Source organism: Clostridiales bacterium, from assembly GCA_030016385.1.
In the GTDB taxonomy this organism is placed as follows: Bacteria; Bacillota; Clostridia; order Clostridiales; family Oxobacteraceae; genus JASEJN01.
Window position 1 is genome coordinate 1 of sequence record JASEJN010000017.1, and the last position, 18,972, is coordinate 18,972.

Sequence of the window (18,972 nt, forward strand, 5' to 3'; positions counted from 1 at the left end):
ATTCTTAAGACTGCAGGCCTTAGAACTTACAAAACTTGAATCTGGCGAATGAGTGCTCAAAATAACATGATCTCATAGAATTGAAGGATTGTACTAATTTTTGCTTTACTGATTGGTAAAAGTGTAATAATATAATAAATATAGCGAACGCATGTTCTTAAAAGCATGCCAAAGGAGTTGGACGTTATGGGTGAATTTAAAATAGTGTCTTCGTTTAAACCTCAGGGCGATCAGCCGGAGGCCATAAAAAAATTAACCGAAAGCATAAATAAAGGGAATAAATTTCAAACTCTCCTCGGAGTTACAGGTTCGGGAAAAACATTTACCCTTGCAAATATAATCGAAAGAGTGCGCAAGCCTACAATCGTTATAGCGCATAACAAGACTCTTGCAGCTCAGCTGTGCAGCGAGTTCAAGGAAATTTTTCCAAACAATGCAGTCGAGTATTTTGTGAGCTATTATGATTATTACCAGCCAGAAGCATATGTGCCTCAGACGGATACATATATAGAAAAGGATGCAGCTATAAACGATGAAATAGATAAACTCCGGCATTCAGCGACATCTGCTTTATTTGAAAGGCGCGATGTAATAATCGTTGCCAGCGTATCGTGCATATACGGGCTTGGCGATCCTGAAGAATACAACAACTTATCGCTGTCTTTGAGAGTTGGAATGAATAAGGACAGGGACGAAATACTCAGGCGATTAGTGGATATACAATATGAAAGAAATGATATAAACTTTGTAAGAGGGACGTTCAGGGTCAGGGGCGATGTGGTTGAAATATTTCCGGCTTCCCAGTCGGATAGGGCTATCAGAGTGGAAATGTTTGGAGATGAAATAGACAGGATTTCGGAAATCGATGTTCTGACGGGAGAGATACTGGGAGAGAGAAAGCACGTGATAATATTTCCGGCATCCCATTTTGCCACATCCGGTGAAAAGCTGGAAAAGGCCATAAGTTCCATTGAGATCGAGTTAAAAGAAAGGCTTGAAGTTTTAAGGGGGGAAGATAAGCTCCTCGAAGCCCAGAGGCTTGAACAGCGTACAAAATATGACATAGAGATGATGAGGGAAGTCGGGTACTGCTCGGGAATAGAAAATTATTCGAGGCATATGGACGGCAGAAGGCCGGGAACACCCCCGTATACTCTTCTCGATTATTTCCCAGATGATTATCTCATGATAATAGACGAATCTCATGTCAGCCTGCCGCAGCTCCGGGCGATGTACGCAGGCGACAAATCAAGGAAGGACAGCCTTGTGGAATACGGGTTCAGGCTTCCGTCAGCATATGACAACAGGCCCCTTAAATTTGGAGAATTTGAGAAAAAGATAAATCAGGTGATATTCGTAAGCGCGACTCCCGGCCCTTATGAATATGAGCATTCAAAAGTTGTTGCAGAGCAGGTCATAAGGCCCACGGGAATAGTAGATCCTGAAATAAAAATAAGGCCTGTAAAGGGACAGATCGATGATCTTATAGGAACAATAAACAAAGTTACGAAAAATGGTTTCAGGGTCCTGGTGACAACGCTTACAAAAAAGATGGCTGAGGACCTGACGGATTATTTGAAAGATGTCGGAATAAAAGTAAAATATCTGCATTCGGATATTGAAACCATAGAAAGAATGAAAATAATCAGGGATTTAAGGCTTGGAACTTTTGATGTGCTTGTCGGCATAAACCTGCTAAGGGAAGGGCTTGACCTGCCCGAAGTCGCGCTGGTCGCGATACTCGACGCCGACAAGGAAGGTTTTCTGCGTTCCGAAACATCCCTTATACAGACCATAGGCAGAGCTGCAAGAAATACACAAAGCAAGGTAATAATGTATGCAGATACCATTACAGATTCTATGAAAAGGGCGATGGATGAAACTAACAGGAGGAGAAGAATACAGATAAAGTTCAATGAGGATCATAATATAATACCCAAAACTATCAAAAAACCTGTATTTGATGTAATCGAGGCGACCACGCCGGTTAAGGGCAGAAACCATAATAATGCGCGTGATTTGGGCAGGATGAAGAAGGATGACATAAAGCAGATGATAACAAGGCTTGAAAAGGAAATGAAGGACGCCGCAAAGAAAATGGAATTTGAAAGGGCGGCAGAGCTCAGGGATGTAATATTCGAGTTAAAGCTCAAACATGGCATATAAAGTGTCTCTTCGATTGCTGTGAGCTTAGCGATTGGAATAATTATTCTTCAAATCTATGTATACATCTGCGATGAGCATATTTTAAATTCAGCGGATGAAGTGTTTAAAACATCACAACCGCTATGAATCGAAGATAAATTATTTGTCTATAATTGAATATAATGCGACTATAGTACTGGAAGGTGAATGTATGTCAAAAAACAGCATAATTATAAAAGGGGCGAGAGAACACAATTTAAAAAATGTAGATCTGGAGATTCCAAGAGACAAGTTTATTGTATTTACAGGGCTTTCAGGCTCCGGTAAATCTTCACTTGCCTTTGATACTATATATGCTGAAGGTCAGAGAAGATATGTAGAATCTCTTTCAGCTTATGCAAGGCAGTTTTTAGGCCAGATGGACAAGCCAGATGTGGATTATATTGAGGGATTGTCCCCTGCTATTTCGATAGACCAGAAAACTACCAGCAGAAATCCAAGGTCAACTGTTGGCACCGTTACTGAAATATATGATTATTACAGGTTGCTTTATGCCAGAATAGGAATTCCCCATTGCCCGCAATGCGGGAAGGAAATAACGCAGCAATCGGTCGATCAGATGGCGGACAGGATAATCGGCATAGGTGAAGGCAAAAGGATACAGATACTGGCACCGGTGATACGCGGTAGGAAGGGCGAACATGTAAAGATACTCGAGGGTATAAAGAAAAACGGATTTGTAAGGGCAAGGATTGACGGGAAGGTCAGGGAACTAAGCGATGAAATAAAGCTTGAAAAAAACGTAAAACATACGATAGAGGTAATAGTCGACAGGATCATTATAAGAGAGAACATACGAAGAAGGCTTGTTGACTCTCTGGAGACTGCGCTTAAAATGGGCGAAGGTTTTGTAATCGTAGATGTAATAGGTTCGAAAGAAATGTTCTTCAGCGAGAAATTTGCCTGCCCGGACTGCGGAATAAGCATTGAAGATCTGGCTCCGAGGATGTTCTCATTTAACAGCCCTTTCGGAAAATGCCCGAAATGTGACGGGTTGGGGACCTTGATGGAAATGGATCCGGACTTGATAATACCCGATAAGAATAAGTCCATAGACGGAGGGGCTATCGATGTCTGGAAGACATTCCGAGAGGATACATGGACATATAATGTAGTACAGGCACTTGCCAAAAGGTATGATTTCAGATTGGATGTTCCTGTTAAAGATTTGCCACAGGGAATAATAGATATCTTATTATATGGCACAAACGGGGAAAAGGTTAAGGTATCATATGACAGGGAATACGGGCGCGGAGATGTCATGTTTCCGTTTGAAGGCGTCGTAAACAATCTTAAGAGAAGATACCGGGAGACTTCATCTGAATTTATCAGATCTGAAATAGAAGGTTACATGAGCATCAGGCAATGCCCGGAGTGCAAGGGGAAAAGGCTGAAAAAAGAAAGCAGGGCAGTTACAGTCGGAGGGATTTCGATATGCAGCCTCGTAGACATGTCCGTTAAGGATGAGCTGAATTTTATTAATAGTTTAGTGCTTACAGAAAGGAAAAAGATAATCTCAAAGCAGATTATAAAAGAAATAAAGGCAAGGCTTCAGTTTTTATCGGACGTTGGGCTCGATTATTTGACCCTTTCGAGGGCTGCGGGAACGCTCTCCGGAGGAGAGTCCCAGAGGATAAGGCTTGCGACGCAGATAGGTTCGGGGCTTGTGGGAGTCCTTTACATACTGGATGAACCGAGCATAGGGCTTCACCAGAAAGACAATGAAAAACTTTTAAGGTCGTTGAGGCACCTTACGGATATAGGAAATACGCTTATAGTTGTCGAGCATGACGAAGAGACGATGTATGCCGCAGATTATATCGTGGACGTAGGGCCTGGCGCCGGTGACCACGGCGGAGAGATAGTTGCGGCAGGTTCAATCGATGCGATTAAAAATTGCAAAAGGTCTATAACGGGACAATATTTAAGCGGCAGAAAAAAGATCGTCATACCCGATAAAAGGAGAAAACCAAACGGCAAGTGGGTAAAGGTTTTAAAAGCCAGGGAGAATAATCTCAAGAACATAGATGTAAGCTTTCCACTCGGGGTTTTTACCTGCGTTACGGGTGTATCCGGTTCGGGCAAAAGTACCCTTGTAAATGAAATACTTCATAAAGCTCTGGCGCATAAACTAAACGGCAGCAAAGTGAAACCCGGTGCCCATGATGGCATTCTGGGAACGGAATATCTGGATAAAGTGATTGCTATAGATCAGTCGCCGATAGGCAGGACTCCAAGATCAAATCCGGCGACATACACCGGGGTTTTCGACCATATAAGGGAGGTTTTTGCGGGGACTCCCGAGGCAAAGATGAGAGGATACAGGGCAGGAAGGTTCAGCTTTAATGTAAAGGGAGGAAGATGCGAAGCCTGCAGCGGCGATGGCATAATAAAAATAGAGATGCAGTTCTTGCCTGATGTTTATGTTCCGTGCGAAGTATGCAAGGGCAAGAGGTATAACAGGGAAACCCTTGAGGTAAAATATAAAGGTAAAAATATATCAGATGTGTTGAATATGACAGTCGAGGAAGCATTATCCTTCTTCGAGAATATACCGAGAATAGAATCAAAGCTAAAAACACTTTATGATGTGGGGCTTTCATATATTAAACTCGGTCAGCCATCCACAGAGCTTTCGGGCGGCGAAGCCCAGAGGATAAAGCTTGCGTCGGAGCTTTCGAAGAGGAGTACCGGAAAGACTATGTATATACTGGATGAACCAACGACAGGACTTCATATGGACGATGTGAACAGGCTCATATCAGTTTTGCAGAGGCTTACCGATGCAGGAAATACCGTAATTGTCATAGAACATAACCTGGATATCATAAAAAGCTGCGATTATATAATAGACCTGGGACCTGACGGAGGAGACAGGGGCGGTAATGTTATCGCCACGGGTACTCCGGAGGAGGTGGCACAGAATGCCGCATCTTATACCGGAGAGTTTTTAAAAAAGATATTGAAGGTATAGATAAACTTTTGATCTTATGGTTTTAATGCAAATGGTTGTTGGTTGCATATTCTTCATATAATTTTATGCTCCTTGCACTTGTGACTTTAGTCATGAGCGGTCCAAATGTGTGGTATAATATTTATAACAAGACTAATGATCAGGGAGAGGAGGCACACCCGCATCATTCGGGTTTAACTGCATGGCAGGGGTGTGCGCCTTATATACGGGTGGTAAATATGTTATACAGGCTAATTATCTGGATAATGAGGTTTGTGCTTTTAAGCATGATATATATCTTCCTTTATAAAGTGGTTAAAGTAATGCACAGCGATTTAAAAGGAGGAGGAAAAAGGACGGAACCGTCTGCCGGAATTGAAGTAGTCGGAGTAAATGGAGAGTGTTCGATTCCAGTTGGGGCCGTTTATCCTCTGCATCCTGTTACAGACATCGGAAGGGCGGAAGATAATAATATTGTCTTGGACAGCGTATATGTGTCGGGACACCATGCACGTATATTTCTTAAAAATAATGAGTATATCCTAAAGGATATGAAAAGTACAAATGGTACATTTTTAAACGGGAACAGGATGGAAAAACCCGAGGTCATAAAAGACGGTGATGTATTGAATATTGGCGGAATCGTATTTAAAGTAATAGATTGAACATAGGGTGTGTTCACACCCGTTAAAGTGGTAGACGGAGAAAATAAAATGGAAAAAAGTAGAAGCTATATTGAAGAAAAAAGGATACTAAGGCTCATTTATGCCATAACTTTAATAGCGTTTTTGATAATTGCTCTATACAACAAGGATTGGGGAGCGGTGCTTTTCGGGGTTTTTTTGATAGTTCTTGCATGGTACAGCCATTTTATAATAAACAAGTTTTTCCCCGATGGAGATAAATATTTGCTTGTGCTTTCGATATTCCTGTCGGATATAGGGCTCATAATGATTTACAGGATAAAGCCGATTCTTGCGGTAAAACAGCTTACGTGGTTTTCTTTAGGGATAGGAATATTCATGCTGATTGTTATACTGCTTCCGGATATTGAAAGCATAGCAAAGTTTAAATATGTATATATGGCGGTTGCCCTCTGCCTTTTAGTATTGACACAGTTTTTCGGGAGCGATATCGGGGGATCGAAGAACTGGATAGATTTAGGATTTACAAGCTTTCAGCCGTCTGAATTTGCAAAAGTATTTATAATACTTTATCTTGCATCGGTGCTTTGCAATTATAATACAAAGAAGGAACTTGTTATTCCAGGGATAGTGATAATGGTTTCTCTTATCTTGCTTGTGATGCAAAAAGATCTCGGCACGGCCATTATTTTTTTTGGCATTTCTGTGGCTATGGTTTATGTGGGAACATCCGATGCACGCTATGTGCTTATGAGTATGTTGCTTTTTTTTATAGGGGGCATAGGAAGTTTTTTCGCATTTTCGCATGTAAGGGTGAGAGTCAATATGTGGCTTAACCCATGGAGCGATCCGAACCATTACGGTTACCAGATAATACAGTCCCTATATGCAATATCATCAGGAGGTTTCCTGGGAACAGGATTATGTCTTGGCCATCCGAACTATATTCCTGCAGTTTCGACGGATCTGATATTTTCCATTATCTGCGAGGAACTTGGATTGCTTGGCGGGTTCGCTATAATCATTACTTATTTTTTGCTTATATACAGAGGGTTCAGGACTGCCATTTATGCAGAAGGCGCATTCAGCAAACTGACATCCGTCGGCATCTCGACTATGATAGGAGCGCAGGTCTTTGTGATTATAGGCGGGGTAATAAAGCTTATTCCGCTTACGGGAATAACGATGCCCTTTATCAGCTATGGCGGAAGTTCAATGATTATCAATTTTATATCTCTTGGAATACTTCAAAAAATCTCTGAATCTTATACGGCATGAGTGAGGTGGAAAAATGAAGGACGGAATAAGAAAAAATATTATTAAAATATTGATAGTTTTTTCTGCTTCTTTTGTATTGTTGATAGGATATTTATCATATTTTGAGATAAGATACGGCGAAGCCCTTGTTTCGGATCCTAAGAACAAAAGGAACATCGATAAGGAATATGATGTGTTAAGAGGAAGCATTTATGATAGAAAAATGAATCTGGTGGCAGATAGCCAAAGGCAGGCGGATAATTCGCAGAAGAGAATATATAATAAGGACCTGGAAATGCCATATGCCCCGGTTTTAGGATATTTTAGCATGAAATACGGCACTTCGGGGCTGGAGAAATCTTATTCCAAGGAATTGCTAAACGATAATATGTTGAACCCTTTCAAGCTTATAAGAGATATAATGACGAGAGCTGATAGAAAGGGCAATGGTCTTGTCCTTACCATAGACAGCAATCTTCAAAAAGCCGCTTATGATGCCCTTGGAAATAACAGGGGAGCAATCGTTGCAATGGATCCCAAAACAGGAGAGATACTCTGCATGGTATCAAAGCCGACATTCAATCCGTCGACCATAGATCAGGACTGGAACAGTTTGGTGAAAGACGATGAAAACGGTGTATTATTGAACAGGGCGATACAGCCGGGGATATATCCTCCAGGTTCAACATTCAAGGTTATCGTGGCAAGCGAGGCTTTAGAAAATATTCAAGACATAGAAAGCAAGAAGTATGCGGACAACGGGGCGCTCAAAATAGGGAATTATACGCTGCATAATTATGCAAACGAGCGTTTTGGAAGGATCGACATCCATAAAGCCTTTACTGTTTCCAGCAACATAGTTTTCGGCCAGATAGGCATGGAAATCGGAGCAGACAGGTTAAAGAAAGGCGCCGAGGATTTCTACTTCAATAAAAATATTCCATTTGACCTTCAGGTTTCAAAGAGCCAATTCCCATCTATAAGCAAAGATCGAATGGACAGCCTGGCACAAAGTTCCATCGGGCAATACGAGGTCAGGGTTACGCCTCTTCAGATGCTCCTCTCGGTATCGGCAATAGCTAATGATGGGGTTATCATGAAGCCATATCTTGTTAAGTCCGTTATAGATACTTATGGCTGGAATATAAGAAGTACAAAACCTAAGGTTCTCTCACAACCCATTTTAAAAGAGACAGCCGATAAGGTTAATGCCATGATGGTGGATGTCGTCAAAAAAGGGACAGGGAAAAAGGCACAGGTTGAAGGAATCGATATAGCCGGAAAAACCGGGACCGCCGATGTCGGCGAAGGCAAGGAACCCCATTCATGGTTTATTGCGTTTGCGCCTGCCAAAGACCCCAAGATTGCGATTGCGATAATCGTAGAAAACGGAGAAACAGGCGGAGGGAAAGCCGCATCCATTTCAGGCAGTTTATTTAAGACATATTTAAACAGATAAGGTGGGAAAAATGTTTGATATATCCGAGCAGTTAAAGCTCCTTCCGGATAAGCCGGGAGTATATATAATGAAGAATAAGGACGGGCATATTATTTATATAGGCAAGGCTGTATCCCTTAAGAACAGGGTGAGGCAGTATTTCCAGAATTCCAAAAACCATTCTCCTAAAGTCAAGGCAATGGTAGAGAATATATCGGAGTTTGAATATATTATAACCGATTCCGAGCTTGAAGCCCTTATACTGGAGTGCAACCTTATAAAAAAACATAAGCCTAAATATAATATTCTTCTTAAAGATGACAAGCATTATCCGTATATAAAAGTTACGATCAATGAAAAGTTTCCAAGAATAATGATGACGAGAAAGATTGAAAAGGACAGGGCAAAATATTTCGGCCCGTATTCCAGTTCATATACGGTCAGGGAAACTTTGGATACCATAAAAAAGCTTTTTCCTGTGAGAACGTGCGGCAGAGCTATTGGGAAAAATAAAAAAGAGAGGCCTTGCCTCAATTATTATATCGGAAGATGCCTAGCTCCCTGTCAGGGTGATGTAAACTGCGAGGAGTACGGCAACATGATAAAGAATATATGCATGTTTTTATCCGGTAAACAGGATGAACTGTTATCGGATCTTGAAGACAGGATGAATAAAGCATCGGAAAATATGGAATATGAAAAGGCGGCCGATTACAGGGACAAGATTGCTGCAATAAAACAGATAAACGAAAAACAGAAAATTATATCCACCGATATGGAAGACGAGGATATAATAGCATATGCAAGATCCAAAGATAAAACTTGCATACAGATTTTCTTTATAAGGACGGGAAAGCTTATAGGCAGAGAACATTACATGTTTGAAGAGACCGATATATCGAGTCCGAAAGAAATACTTACCGAATTTATAAAACAGTTTTATTCGGGCACCGTATTTATTCCCAAAAACATACTTCTTCAGGAGGACATCGATGAAAAGGAAATAATCGAATCGTGGCTTACGGAGAAAAAGGATTCGAAGGTCTATATTAAGGTGCCTCAAAAGGGCGAAAAGAAGGAATTCGTGGATATGGTAGCAGAAAATGCCGCTATTATCCTTAAAAACTTCAGCGATAAACTTCTCAAAGAGAAGAAGATGTCCGAGTATGCCATCGGGGAGCTGGCGTCCATTTTGAATCTTGACGGGATACCCCACAGGATAGAGGCTTTCGATATATCCAACATACAGGGTGTGGATCCTGTAGGTTCCATGGTTGTTTTTATAGATGGGAAGCCCAAAAACAGCGAGTACAGAAGATTTAAAATAAAGACTGTAACAGGGGCAAATGACTATGCCAGCATGCAGGAAGTCATAGAAAGGCGTTTCAGGCATGGACTTGAAGAGCTCCGCATGCTGAAAGAACAAAATATCAACTATGGTAAATTTTCCAACTTTCCGGATCTACTGCTGATAGACGGAGGCAATATTCAGGTAAATGCCGCCAAAGAGGTTCTGGACGGACTTAATATAGATATTCCCATATACGGAATGGTCAAGGATGACAGGCACAGAACAAGGGACTTAGTGCATGATGGAAAGGAGCTTAATCTATCCAGAAATTCAGACTCCTTCAGACTCATATGCAGGATACAGGATGAGGCTCACAGGTTTGCCATAAGCTATCATAGGAGTTTAAGAGGGAAGGGCGTTATGATATCCTTGCTTGATGGAATAGAAGGTATTGGACAGATAAGGAAGAGATCTCTCATAAAGTATTTTGGAAATATAGATAGGATAAAGGAAAGCAGCATAGATGAGATTAAACAGGTTCCGGGGATGAACATTAAATCCGCCAGAGCGGTTTACGATTATTTTCACAGGAACTGAAGCCTTTATATTTCTTCAATTCGTAATATGAAATCAGGCATAAATAAAATAAGCTTAAATTACGGGTGAAGTCTTTAATAATAAATACAGGGAACGTAAAACTGTTTCCCAAAAGATAAAAGGGGTTGATTAAATGAAATATGAATTTGATACGCATACACATACGATTGTCAGCGGCCATGCATACAGCACTCTTCTGGAAAATGCCGAATATGCGTCGAAGATTGGGCTTAAGATGATCGCCGTAACAGATCATGGGCCGGCTATGCCCGGCGGACCTCATATATTTTATTTTGGAAATCTAAGAGTGGTACCTGATAATTTATTCGGTGTCGAGATATTAAGAGGAGTGGAGGCCAACATACTGGATCATGATGGAAAATTGGATATACCGTACGGGATACTTAAAAAACTGGATTTAGTAATCGCAAGCCTTCATGATGTTTGCATAAAACCGGGAAGCGTTGAAGAAAATACTAAAGCGCTTATCAATGCTATGGACAATGAATATGTCGATATTATAGGACATGCGGGGAATCCTGCATTTCCAATTGATATAGATTTATTCGTAGAAAAAGCGAAGGAAAAGGACGTACTGATAGAAATCAATAACAGTTCCCTTGGGACATCAAGGATAGGAAGCTATGATAATTGTTATAAGATTGCAAAGAAGGCGAAAGAGATAGGAGCAAAAGTCGTTATGGGAAGCGATGCCCACATATGCTTTGACATAGGCAATTTTAAACTGGCAGCCGACCTTATAGAAAAGGCCGGCATACCTGAAGAGAATATAATGAACACAGATGTTGGAAAACTAAAAAGGTATCTTTCAGACAAAACTAAAAAGGTGGTTACCGATTTTTGCCGGCATCAGGACGATTAACTTATGTTAACCGTTTTTATTTGCCCAAATCGTCACCGCCTGGCTTCCCATGGCTTTCCATACACTTTCAAATACCGATTTGGAGTAATGTTCCTTATTTCCCGTATAAGGATCGTGAACTATTACGTGGGCTTGTGTATATCCTACAAGCAGCAGCGCATGTTCCGGAATCATCCATGTGACTTTATCCCCATTTTCATCGTACCAGATTTTCGATACCTTTGGTTCAACCATATGGATAGTTGCCCATACGATAACAGGTCTTCCCGAATTGAGTATTTTGTAAAGGTCATCGATTGAAGCACCTGTAACATCACAAGCCTTGTCTTCAAGATACATATTTATAACATCTGCTATAGGTTTGTGAAAGGTGCCATATCCAAAATTGGAAAATGGATCGCCGACAAATACGTTATTTGGGTTTGGCCCGTAAAGCTTTCCATTTTTTAATACTGGTACATGGCCCTTTTTAATATTATTTGCTACATCTACTTTATTTGTATCAACTCCGGCCCATTGGAGCAGCATTGCGGCAGAAGTGGCTTCGCATCCTGTTGGGAGTTCCGGCATCTGGCCTATTACAGGCACGCCGGTGATCTCTATCGAGTAGGCTTTGCCCGCGCCATCATTTATCCAATAAGCCTTGCCGCTATTATCCTTGGACTCTATCGGCTGGACGTTTTTAACGGTACATCCGCATATGGCAGAGCATAATACTAATGATAATGCAGAAACAAATAAAAATTTTTTCAATAATTTCACCTCTTAAATTCATATATTGAAACAATTTCGCATTTACGCCTATCCATTTAAAATTTTATGATTGTAAAGGCAGGTAATTTATCATTATCAGGAGCATAATCAAAATAACATTTCAGCTTTATTATAAAATCCGGCTGTATCGCAGTTTTTCTATAGTTGTATCGAAGATGAAAAGAAGAAGGATTATACGGAAATTTTCAGCTATAATAAAAGATTTAAAGAGATAATAAATGCTTTCGCCGTGATGATTTTTATTGCTATATTCATCGTATCGTTGGTTCTATCGAGACATATTACAAAACCTGTAAGAAAGCTTATAAATAGTACCGAACGAATATCCAAGGGAGATTTCGATTCGAAAATAGATATTGACTCAGAAGATGAAATAGGAGAACTGGCTGGGAGATTTAAAATTATGGTGCAGAGAATAAGGGGGCAGATAAGGATTATCGAAAGAGATCGGGATGATCTTAAAGAAGCCCAGATGCACAGCAAGGTATTTTTCGATAATGTGACCCATGAGCTTAAGACCCCTCTTACTACAATACTTGGATATGCGCAGATTATAAAGGAGAATGGTTTCTCCGACAAAAATTTTTTTGATAAGGGAATTTTCTGCATAATAAATGAAAGCAAGCGGATGAACAAAATGGTGGTACAGGTGCTGGAAATATCAAAATTTAATTCCTCAGGGTCCAAATATCAATTTAAAAGAGTAAATTTTTCTGAACTTATAGTAAAAACATGCGATGAAATGGGCATAAAGGCAAGGAAATACGGAATCAATATACGCTGTTTAATACAAGATGGCCTTGCCATATACGGTGATGAAGATAAGCTTAAGGAAATTATCATTAATCTGATAGATAATTCGATTAAATATGGGAATGTCAATTCTGACGTGGAATGTAAAGCATATCACGAAGGTAACCATATATTTGTAAAGATAAAAGACAAGGGAAAGGGTATACCAAAAGAATGCATTGATAATTTGTTTGAGCCGTTTTACAGAATATCGAAAAGGTTTTCGAGAGAAAAGGGCAGTGTCGGACTGGGGCTTACAATCGTAAAAAAGATAGTGGAAAGGCATAATGGTACTGTAAATATAAAAAGCGTTGAAAATATAGGAACGGAAGTGACACTTGACTTTAAAGGTGAGAATAATGATTAAAATGGAAAATGTAAATAAATATAAGCATTTTTTAATTCCTGCGGCTATTTTATGCTTTTCAATAATCGGTTTTTATATTTTAATCGGCATATACAATTTTAATTTTAAAAAGTCTCGTACGTTTATAATAAACAAAAATTCATTTGAGGATATCTCCTCCGGTAAAAACGGAATAGATATTACAAAGGTTACAAAGTTGGATGTGCCTTATCCTATCGTCGAACCTGACATACTGAACAATAATTCGCTGATATTTACATCTTATAATATCACCGGGACGGAAAGCAGTATATCTATCCTTGATTTCAACAATAACGATCTGTCTGTGTTAAAAATAGACGGTCGCTCAAATCTTTATGGAATTCGTGTGTCACCGGATGGAGGGAAGTTATTGGTTAATGCTGAAAGAAAAAATAGTGCCCCGCAAAATTGCCTGATATTATATGATATGGAAAGCAGTAAAGTTCTAAACATATTATATGATGCAACAGATGCAGAATGGTTTCCTGATGGTAGCGGCTTTATTGGAATCAGCGCAAAAAATATCTTTCACTATACTTTAAAAGGCAGCCGAAAGGATATTATATCAGGTAGCGATATTTTAAAAAAATGTGATCCGGAGACTTATAAGTCTATTTCTCAGAAAGGTGAATATGTTACTTTTAAATACATATATGATATAAAATTATCGGCGGATGGGAATCGGATTTATTTTAAATACAATAATGGTTTGTATAATCTCGATATAAAAAACGGCAAGCTATCTAACATAAAGTTAATGGAAGGAGATGGCAGCATCGATAAATATATGCCTAAATATATACCTTTGAATAACGGCAATATTTTATTCATCAGAAATGCAATAAGTGGCAACAGCGGTATGTATATTTATGATTCTAAAAGCAAAATCATCAGAAATTTACTTCATGGCAATATAAAACTTTTTGATGTATCAAGGGATAATAAAAGGATTGCATATGAATACGAACCGACCTATGAAGATAACAAAGAGGTGGATAGATCAGATATGATATATGCAGCATATCTTGACGGCTATGAATTGGTTTCACCCAAAGTTATATGCAGGGAGTATTCAGATTATGCGAAATGGAGCATTGACGGCAAAAATCTCTTCGTATTCGGCAGCAGGCTCGGAGGGACTAGGATATATAAGTTTGCATTTGATAAATAAAGGGGGCTGATGCAAAACAGACCTGAAAAGGTATGCTGAATTGTTTTGTCGTTGATTTTCATTGGAACAGGATCTTCTTCCTAAGAGATTATAACAAAATTATTATAGCACAAATTCCCGTACGCTTCTCAACCGCTTCAAACGTTCTGCCTTTCACAGCAGCGATGGCATTTTTGCGACTCCCTCTTTTATTTATCGATGTTTATCTTTTTAGACTTGCACAAATTGGGTTATAATTTTATACTTTAATTATTATGGAGGTTAATTGCAAAAATTTTGTTAAATGTGAGTAAAAAATATTTCAACCTGTACAGAAGACTAAATTATTGATGTTCGATATGTTATAGAATCTGCATAAATGGCTTAAAATATAAACAGAATCCGGAGGAGATGCGAACTTGAAAAAGAGTGATGTTATAAAAAGGATCATATCCGTTGTTGGAGAAGACAATGTTAAAATAAATGAACCGATGAGCAGGCATACATCGTTTAAAGTCGGCGGACCTGCAGACATATTTGTCACGCCGGGAAGCGATCTTGAGATAAGGGATGTGCTTAAGATATTCCGCGATAATGGCTTTCCTGTATATGTGATGGGAAACGGTACAAACCTTATTGTGAGGGACAAGGGCATAAGGGGTGCGGTGCTGAAAATATATGACAGGTTCAATGCCATAAGCATCCATGGGGATACATTATCCGCAGATGCCGGTGCACTTCTTTCATGTGTATCAAAACAGGCTCTTGAGGCAGGGCTTAAGGGAATAGAATTTGCATGCGGCATACCGGGCACGGTAGGAGGTGCCATTGCCATGAATGCCGGCGCATATAATGGTGAAATAAAGGATGTAGTGTACTCTGTGGATGCAATAGATAATGATTTCAATATTATAACTATAAGCGGTCCAAAACTGGAATTCGGATACAGGATAAGCACTATAAGCAAGTACGGATACACTGCGCTCAGGGCTAGATTTAAACTGGGGCATGGAAACTATGAAGATATAAAAGACAGGATGGAAACGCTTACGAGAAGGAGAAAGGAAAAGCAGCCCCTTAACCTTCCTAGTGCAGGCAGCACGTTTAAAAGGCCTGAAGGGCATTTTGCAGCGAAGCTTATTGAAGACTCAAACCTGAAGGGTGTAAGTGTGGGCGGCGCAGAAGTATCAAAAATGCATTCCGGATTTATTGTAAACAACGGGAATGCTTCTGCATCTGACATATTGGAGCTTATAAATATCGTAATAGATGAAGTGTATAAGAAATTCAATGTCCGTCTCGAACCGGAAGTCAAGATAATAGGAGAAGAGTAATGCTCTTTCGTCGTTCAAATAGCACAGTACGATCAGCAGCAAACGGCCGATGGCAGTCAACAATTGTTAACTGCCATTTGTAATGCTATAATTAGTTGAAAAGGAGTGATAATATGCGTTTCGTGATTGTAACAGGGCTTTCCGGCGCAGGGAAAACACAGACCATAAGGTGCCTTGAAGACCTTGGGTTTTACTGTGTAGACAACCTACCTCCGGCACTTCTTCCAAAATTTGCTGATCTTTGTTATCAGACAGAAGGTAAAATAGAGAAAGTCGCTCTTGTTATAGATATAAGAGGCGGGAAGTTTTTCGATGATTTATTTTATTCATTAAACCAGCTAAAAACGCAAAATTATAAATATGAAATACTATTTCTGGATGCGTCGGATGACGTCCTTATTAAAAGGTTTAAAGAGTCCAGAAGAAGCCACCCTCTTTCGCCGGACGGCAGGCTTTCGGACGGTATAAGCCAGGAAAGAATGAGGCTGTCTGAAGTAAAATCGAAGGCGGATAACATAATAGATACTTCAAATCTTACTCCAAGAGAGCTAAAAGTGGAACTCACAAGGATTTTTGTGGAGGGTAAAAAGTTTGAAGGTATAATTATTTCCATAGTATCCTTCGGCTATAAATATGGAATACCTCTGGATGCCGATATTGTATTCGACGTACGGTTTCTCCCAAACCCTTATTATGTCGATACGCTGAAGAGAAAGTCAGGCAAGGATGAACCTGTGGTGAAATACGTTTTAAAATGGCCTGAGACCCAGCAGTTTTTAGCAAAAGTTACTGACATGGTTGAGTTCTTAATACCATATTATATTAAGGAGGGCAGAACCCATCTTGTAATTGCAGTAGGCTGTACCGGCGGCAGGCACAGATCCGTTGTCATTGCAAATCAGATTTATGAGGATCTTAAGAAAAACGGTCACAGAGTTTTGATAGATCACAGGGATATTTCTGAGGATATAGAGGAGTCAAATAAATGAGAATTCCAAACTGGTTAAGACCCGGGGCAAAAGTAAAAAGGTGGATACTTCTTGGTATATTAGGTTTAGTTATAACAAGTTTCGGACTTGGTAAACTTATAGATGGAAGATTCAGAGCAAATTTGGCGGTATTTTATTTGATATCGGCAGCGGGCGCTGCAATAATCATTATATCTTATAAATTCGGAATGAAGTCGGTTTTAAGGCTCATAAGCGATGTGGGTGTTGATGCATGTACAGGAATCAACAAATTGAGCAGTTTGGTATATGAAAAAAGACTTCTTATAAAGGGACCAAAAATCGTGGTCATAGGAGGAGGTACAGGGCTTTCGACGATGCTGAGGGGGTTGAAGCATTATACATCCAATTTGACGGCAATTGTTACTGTCGCAGATGACGGAGGCGGATCTGGCGTGCTTCGGGAAGAGCTTGGCATACTTCCCCCAGGCGACATAAGGAACTGTCTTTTATCGCTGGCTGATACGGAGCCCGTTATGGAGAATCTCCTCCAGTACAGGTTCACTGACGGCATGCTTAAAGGGCAAAGTTTCGGGAATCTTTTTATTGCAGCAATGAACGGCATATCCGATAATTTTGAAGAAGCGATTAAAAAGATGAGCGAGGTGCTGGCTGTTACGGGCCAGGTTTTGCCGGTAACCCTATCAGATGTAAAATTATTTGCGGAGTTGGAAGACGGCACTATTGTAAAAGGTGAGAGCGAAATTACCAAGCGTACTCAAAATGTGCCTATAAAAAGGGTCTTTATCGAGCCGTCAAATGTATATCCTCTCGATGAAGCGGTTAATGCCATAAGGGAAGCCGATGCCATTGTATTCGGGCCGGGGAGTCTGTATACGAGCATAATACCGAACCTCCTTGTCGATGATATCGCAAGGCATATAGAGGATTCAGGCGCAGTGAAGATTTATGTGTCAAATATCATGACGCAGCCGGGAGAAACCATAGGATATTCCGTATGCGACCATATCGATGCCATACACAAATACTGCAGAAAAAGGATAATAAATTATGTTATAGCGAATGACGGAAAGATACCGAGATGGTTGTATGGCAAATATATAGAGGAAGGTGCACAGGAAGTAAATATAGATAGAAACAATATACTCAAGGAAAACATCAAATTAGTCGAAGATAACCTTGTATATGTCCATAATAATCTTGTAAGGCATAATACAAACAAGCTGGCCCGTCTCATTATAGACATAGTCCTCAACGAAAGAATATCAAAAGACAAAAAGAGAACGCTGGAGTATTATTATCTCAATGAAAGACTTAAAGAAAGGAGAATTTAGAATATAATATGTCCTTTTCACAGGCAGCTAAGAATGAGATATGCAGGATCACGAAAGAAGGACGGGAATGCCGTATCGCAGAATTGTCAGCCCTAATAAAGACGGGTGGTACACTTCGGATAAATGGACAGCACAGCGTGAGTTTCAGGATAAGTACGGAAAACCCGGCAATTGCCCGAAGGATTTTTTCTCTTATTAAAGACTGTTTTGGAGTACACCCTCAGGTGATGGTCAAAAAAAGCAGGCAGCTTATGAAAAATAATATTTATCTGGTAATTGTAAGTTCAGGCAGTGAAACGATAAATATTTTAAAAGAATGCGGTATATTATCTTTAACGGGGAAAAGGATCAAAATAATATATGGCATAAAACATTCGATTATAAAGGACAGCGAATCCAAGAAGGCATATATAAGAGGCGCTTTCTTAGGCGGCGGTTCTTTAACCAACCCTGAGAAGACATATCATTTGGAGTTCGTAAATCATACTAGGGAGCATGCGCGAAGCCTTTCGAAGATCATTAATTCATTCGGGCTGAGTTCAAAAGTAATACAGCGAAAAAGCAATTATGTCGTTTATATAAAAGAGGGCGAACAGATTGTTGATCTGCTCAATATAATAGGCGCCCATAGATCTCTTTTGAATTTGGAGAATGTCAGAATATATAAGGAAATGAGAAATAATGTAAACCGCCTGGTGAACTGTGAGACCGCGAATTTGAATAAAACTGTAAACGCTTCTGTAAGGCAAATAGAAAATATAAAGCTTATCGGAAGGACCATAGGAATAAAAAAATTGCCGAGAAACTTAAGCGAGATTGCGGAAGCGAGGCTTAACCATCCGGATTGTTCACTGAAGGAACTTGGAGAGATGCTCGATCCGCCCATAGGAAAATCGGGCGTGAACCACAGGCTCAGGAAAATAGAGGAGATAGCGGAAGAACTTATGAATAAATAGCAGGGGAG

The 18,972-nt window shown here is 39.9% G+C and carries 14 protein-coding genes; 13 read left to right on the plus strand and 1 reads right to left on the minus strand.

The annotated features are described in order from the left end of the window. The first annotated feature begins 186 nt into the window (after nucleotides 1-186). The 7 genes from uvrB (at nucleotide 187) to QME45_05850 (ending at nucleotide 11,268) form a co-directional block, all read left to right on the plus strand. Complete coding sequence (uvrB, locus tag QME45_05820; protein MDI6618182.1) at nucleotides 187-2,166, plus strand: excinuclease ABC subunit UvrB; 1,980 nt, start codon at nucleotides 187-189, stop codon at nucleotides 2,164-2,166. A 190-nt stretch (nucleotides 2,167-2,356) separates the two neighbouring features. Further along, complete coding sequence (uvrA, locus tag QME45_05825) at nucleotides 2,357-5,179, plus strand: excinuclease ABC subunit UvrA (protein MDI6618183.1); 2,823 nt, start codon at nucleotides 2,357-2,359, stop codon at nucleotides 5,177-5,179. Between the two features lie 218 nt (nucleotides 5,180-5,397). Then, nucleotides 5,398-5,823 (plus strand): FHA domain-containing protein, encoded by a 426-nt coding sequence (locus tag QME45_05830; protein ID MDI6618184.1) that lies wholly within the window; start codon nucleotides 5,398-5,400, stop codon nucleotides 5,821-5,823. 48 nt (nucleotides 5,824-5,871) lie between these two features. Continuing rightward, the gene (locus QME45_05835; protein MDI6618185.1) at nucleotides 5,872-7,080 is read left to right on the plus strand and encodes an FtsW/RodA/SpoVE family cell cycle protein; all 1,209 of its coding nucleotides are present in this window, start codon (nucleotides 5,872-5,874) and stop codon (nucleotides 7,078-7,080) included. A 13-nt stretch (nucleotides 7,081-7,093) separates the two neighbouring features. Beyond that, nucleotides 7,094-8,518 carry a penicillin-binding transpeptidase domain-containing protein gene (locus QME45_05840; GenBank protein ID MDI6618186.1) on the plus strand — a complete coding sequence of 475 codons (1,425 nt, stop codon included), beginning with the start codon at nucleotides 7,094-7,096 and terminating at the stop codon, nucleotides 8,516-8,518. 10 nt (nucleotides 8,519-8,528) lie between these two features. Next, a complete protein-coding gene (gene uvrC, locus QME45_05845; protein ID MDI6618187.1) occupies nucleotides 8,529-10,385 on the plus strand; it encodes an excinuclease ABC subunit UvrC in 1,857 nt (618 codons plus the stop codon). A gap of 133 nt (nucleotides 10,386-10,518) precedes the next feature. Continuing rightward, nucleotides 10,519-11,268, plus strand: coding sequence for a phosphatase (locus QME45_05850; GenBank protein MDI6618188.1), 750 nt, complete (start codon nucleotides 10,519-10,521; stop codon nucleotides 11,266-11,268). Between the two features lie 6 nt (nucleotides 11,269-11,274). Here the strand turns inward: QME45_05850 and QME45_05855 are convergent, their stop codons facing one another. Then, nucleotides 11,275-12,021, minus strand: a complete 747-nt coding sequence (locus tag QME45_05855; protein ID MDI6618189.1) for a C39 family peptidase — start codon at nucleotides 12,019-12,021, stop codon at nucleotides 11,275-11,277. A 253-nt stretch (nucleotides 12,022-12,274) separates the two neighbouring features. On the opposite strand from QME45_05855, the gene QME45_05860 reads away from it, so the two are divergent. The 6 genes from QME45_05860 to whiA all read left to right on the plus strand — a co-directional run bounded on the left by QME45_05860 (nucleotide 12,275) and on the right by whiA (nucleotide 18,964). Continuing rightward, nucleotides 12,275-13,201, plus strand: a complete 927-nt coding sequence (locus QME45_05860) for a HAMP domain-containing sensor histidine kinase (protein MDI6618190.1) — start codon at nucleotides 12,275-12,277, stop codon at nucleotides 13,199-13,201. Then, nucleotides 13,194-14,393 carry a hypothetical protein gene (locus QME45_05865; protein ID MDI6618191.1) on the plus strand — a complete coding sequence of 400 codons (1,200 nt, stop codon included), beginning with the start codon at nucleotides 13,194-13,196 and terminating at the stop codon, nucleotides 14,391-14,393. The genes QME45_05860 and QME45_05865 overlap by 8 nt, the downstream gene beginning before the upstream one ends. A gap of 398 nt (nucleotides 14,394-14,791) precedes the next feature. Then, nucleotides 14,792-15,706, plus strand: a complete 915-nt coding sequence (gene murB, locus QME45_05870) for a UDP-N-acetylmuramate dehydrogenase (GenBank protein ID MDI6618192.1) — start codon at nucleotides 14,792-14,794, stop codon at nucleotides 15,704-15,706. A 113-nt stretch (nucleotides 15,707-15,819) separates the two neighbouring features. Continuing rightward, nucleotides 15,820-16,695, plus strand: coding sequence for an RNase adapter RapZ (gene rapZ, locus QME45_05875; protein MDI6618193.1), 876 nt, complete (start codon nucleotides 15,820-15,822; stop codon nucleotides 16,693-16,695). Then, a complete protein-coding gene (locus QME45_05880; protein MDI6618194.1) occupies nucleotides 16,692-18,008 on the plus strand; it encodes a YvcK family protein in 1,317 nt (438 codons plus the stop codon). The genes rapZ and QME45_05880 overlap by 4 nt, the downstream gene beginning before the upstream one ends. 8 nt (nucleotides 18,009-18,016) lie before the next feature. Continuing rightward, nucleotides 18,017-18,964: a DNA-binding protein WhiA gene (whiA, locus tag QME45_05885; protein ID MDI6618195.1), complete on the plus strand. Its 948-nt coding sequence runs from the start codon at nucleotides 18,017-18,019 to the stop codon at nucleotides 18,962-18,964. The last annotated feature ends 8 nt before the right edge of the window (nucleotides 18,965-18,972 follow it).

Bases quoted from the DNA above. Each gene is read 5' to 3' on its own strand.
- uvrB (MDI6618182.1), top strand. From the start codon at position 187: ATGGGTGAATTTAAAATAGTGTCTTCGTTTAAACCTCAGGGCGATCAG.
- uvrA (MDI6618183.1), top strand. From the start codon at position 2,357: ATGTCAAAAAACAGCATAATTATAAAAGGGGCGAGAGAACACAATTTA.
- QME45_05830 (MDI6618184.1), top strand. From the start codon at position 5,398: ATGTTATACAGGCTAATTATCTGGATAATGAGGTTTGTGCTTTTAAGC.
- QME45_05835 (MDI6618185.1), top strand. From the start codon at position 5,872: ATGGAAAAAAGTAGAAGCTATATTGAAGAAAAAAGGATACTAAGGCTC.
- QME45_05840 (MDI6618186.1), top strand. From the start codon at position 7,094: ATGAAGGACGGAATAAGAAAAAATATTATTAAAATATTGATAGTTTTT.
- uvrC (MDI6618187.1), top strand. From the start codon at position 8,529: ATGTTTGATATATCCGAGCAGTTAAAGCTCCTTCCGGATAAGCCGGGA.
- QME45_05850 (MDI6618188.1), top strand. From the start codon at position 10,519: ATGAAATATGAATTTGATACGCATACACATACGATTGTCAGCGGCCAT.
- QME45_05860 (MDI6618190.1), top strand. From the start codon at position 12,275: ATGATTTTTATTGCTATATTCATCGTATCGTTGGTTCTATCGAGACAT.
- QME45_05865 (MDI6618191.1), top strand. From the start codon at position 13,194: ATGATTAAAATGGAAAATGTAAATAAATATAAGCATTTTTTAATTCCT.
- rapZ (MDI6618193.1), top strand. From the start codon at position 15,820: ATGCGTTTCGTGATTGTAACAGGGCTTTCCGGCGCAGGGAAAACACAG.
- QME45_05880 (MDI6618194.1), top strand. From the start codon at position 16,692: ATGAGAATTCCAAACTGGTTAAGACCCGGGGCAAAAGTAAAAAGGTGG.
- whiA (MDI6618195.1), top strand. From the start codon at position 18,017: ATGTCCTTTTCACAGGCAGCTAAGAATGAGATATGCAGGATCACGAAA.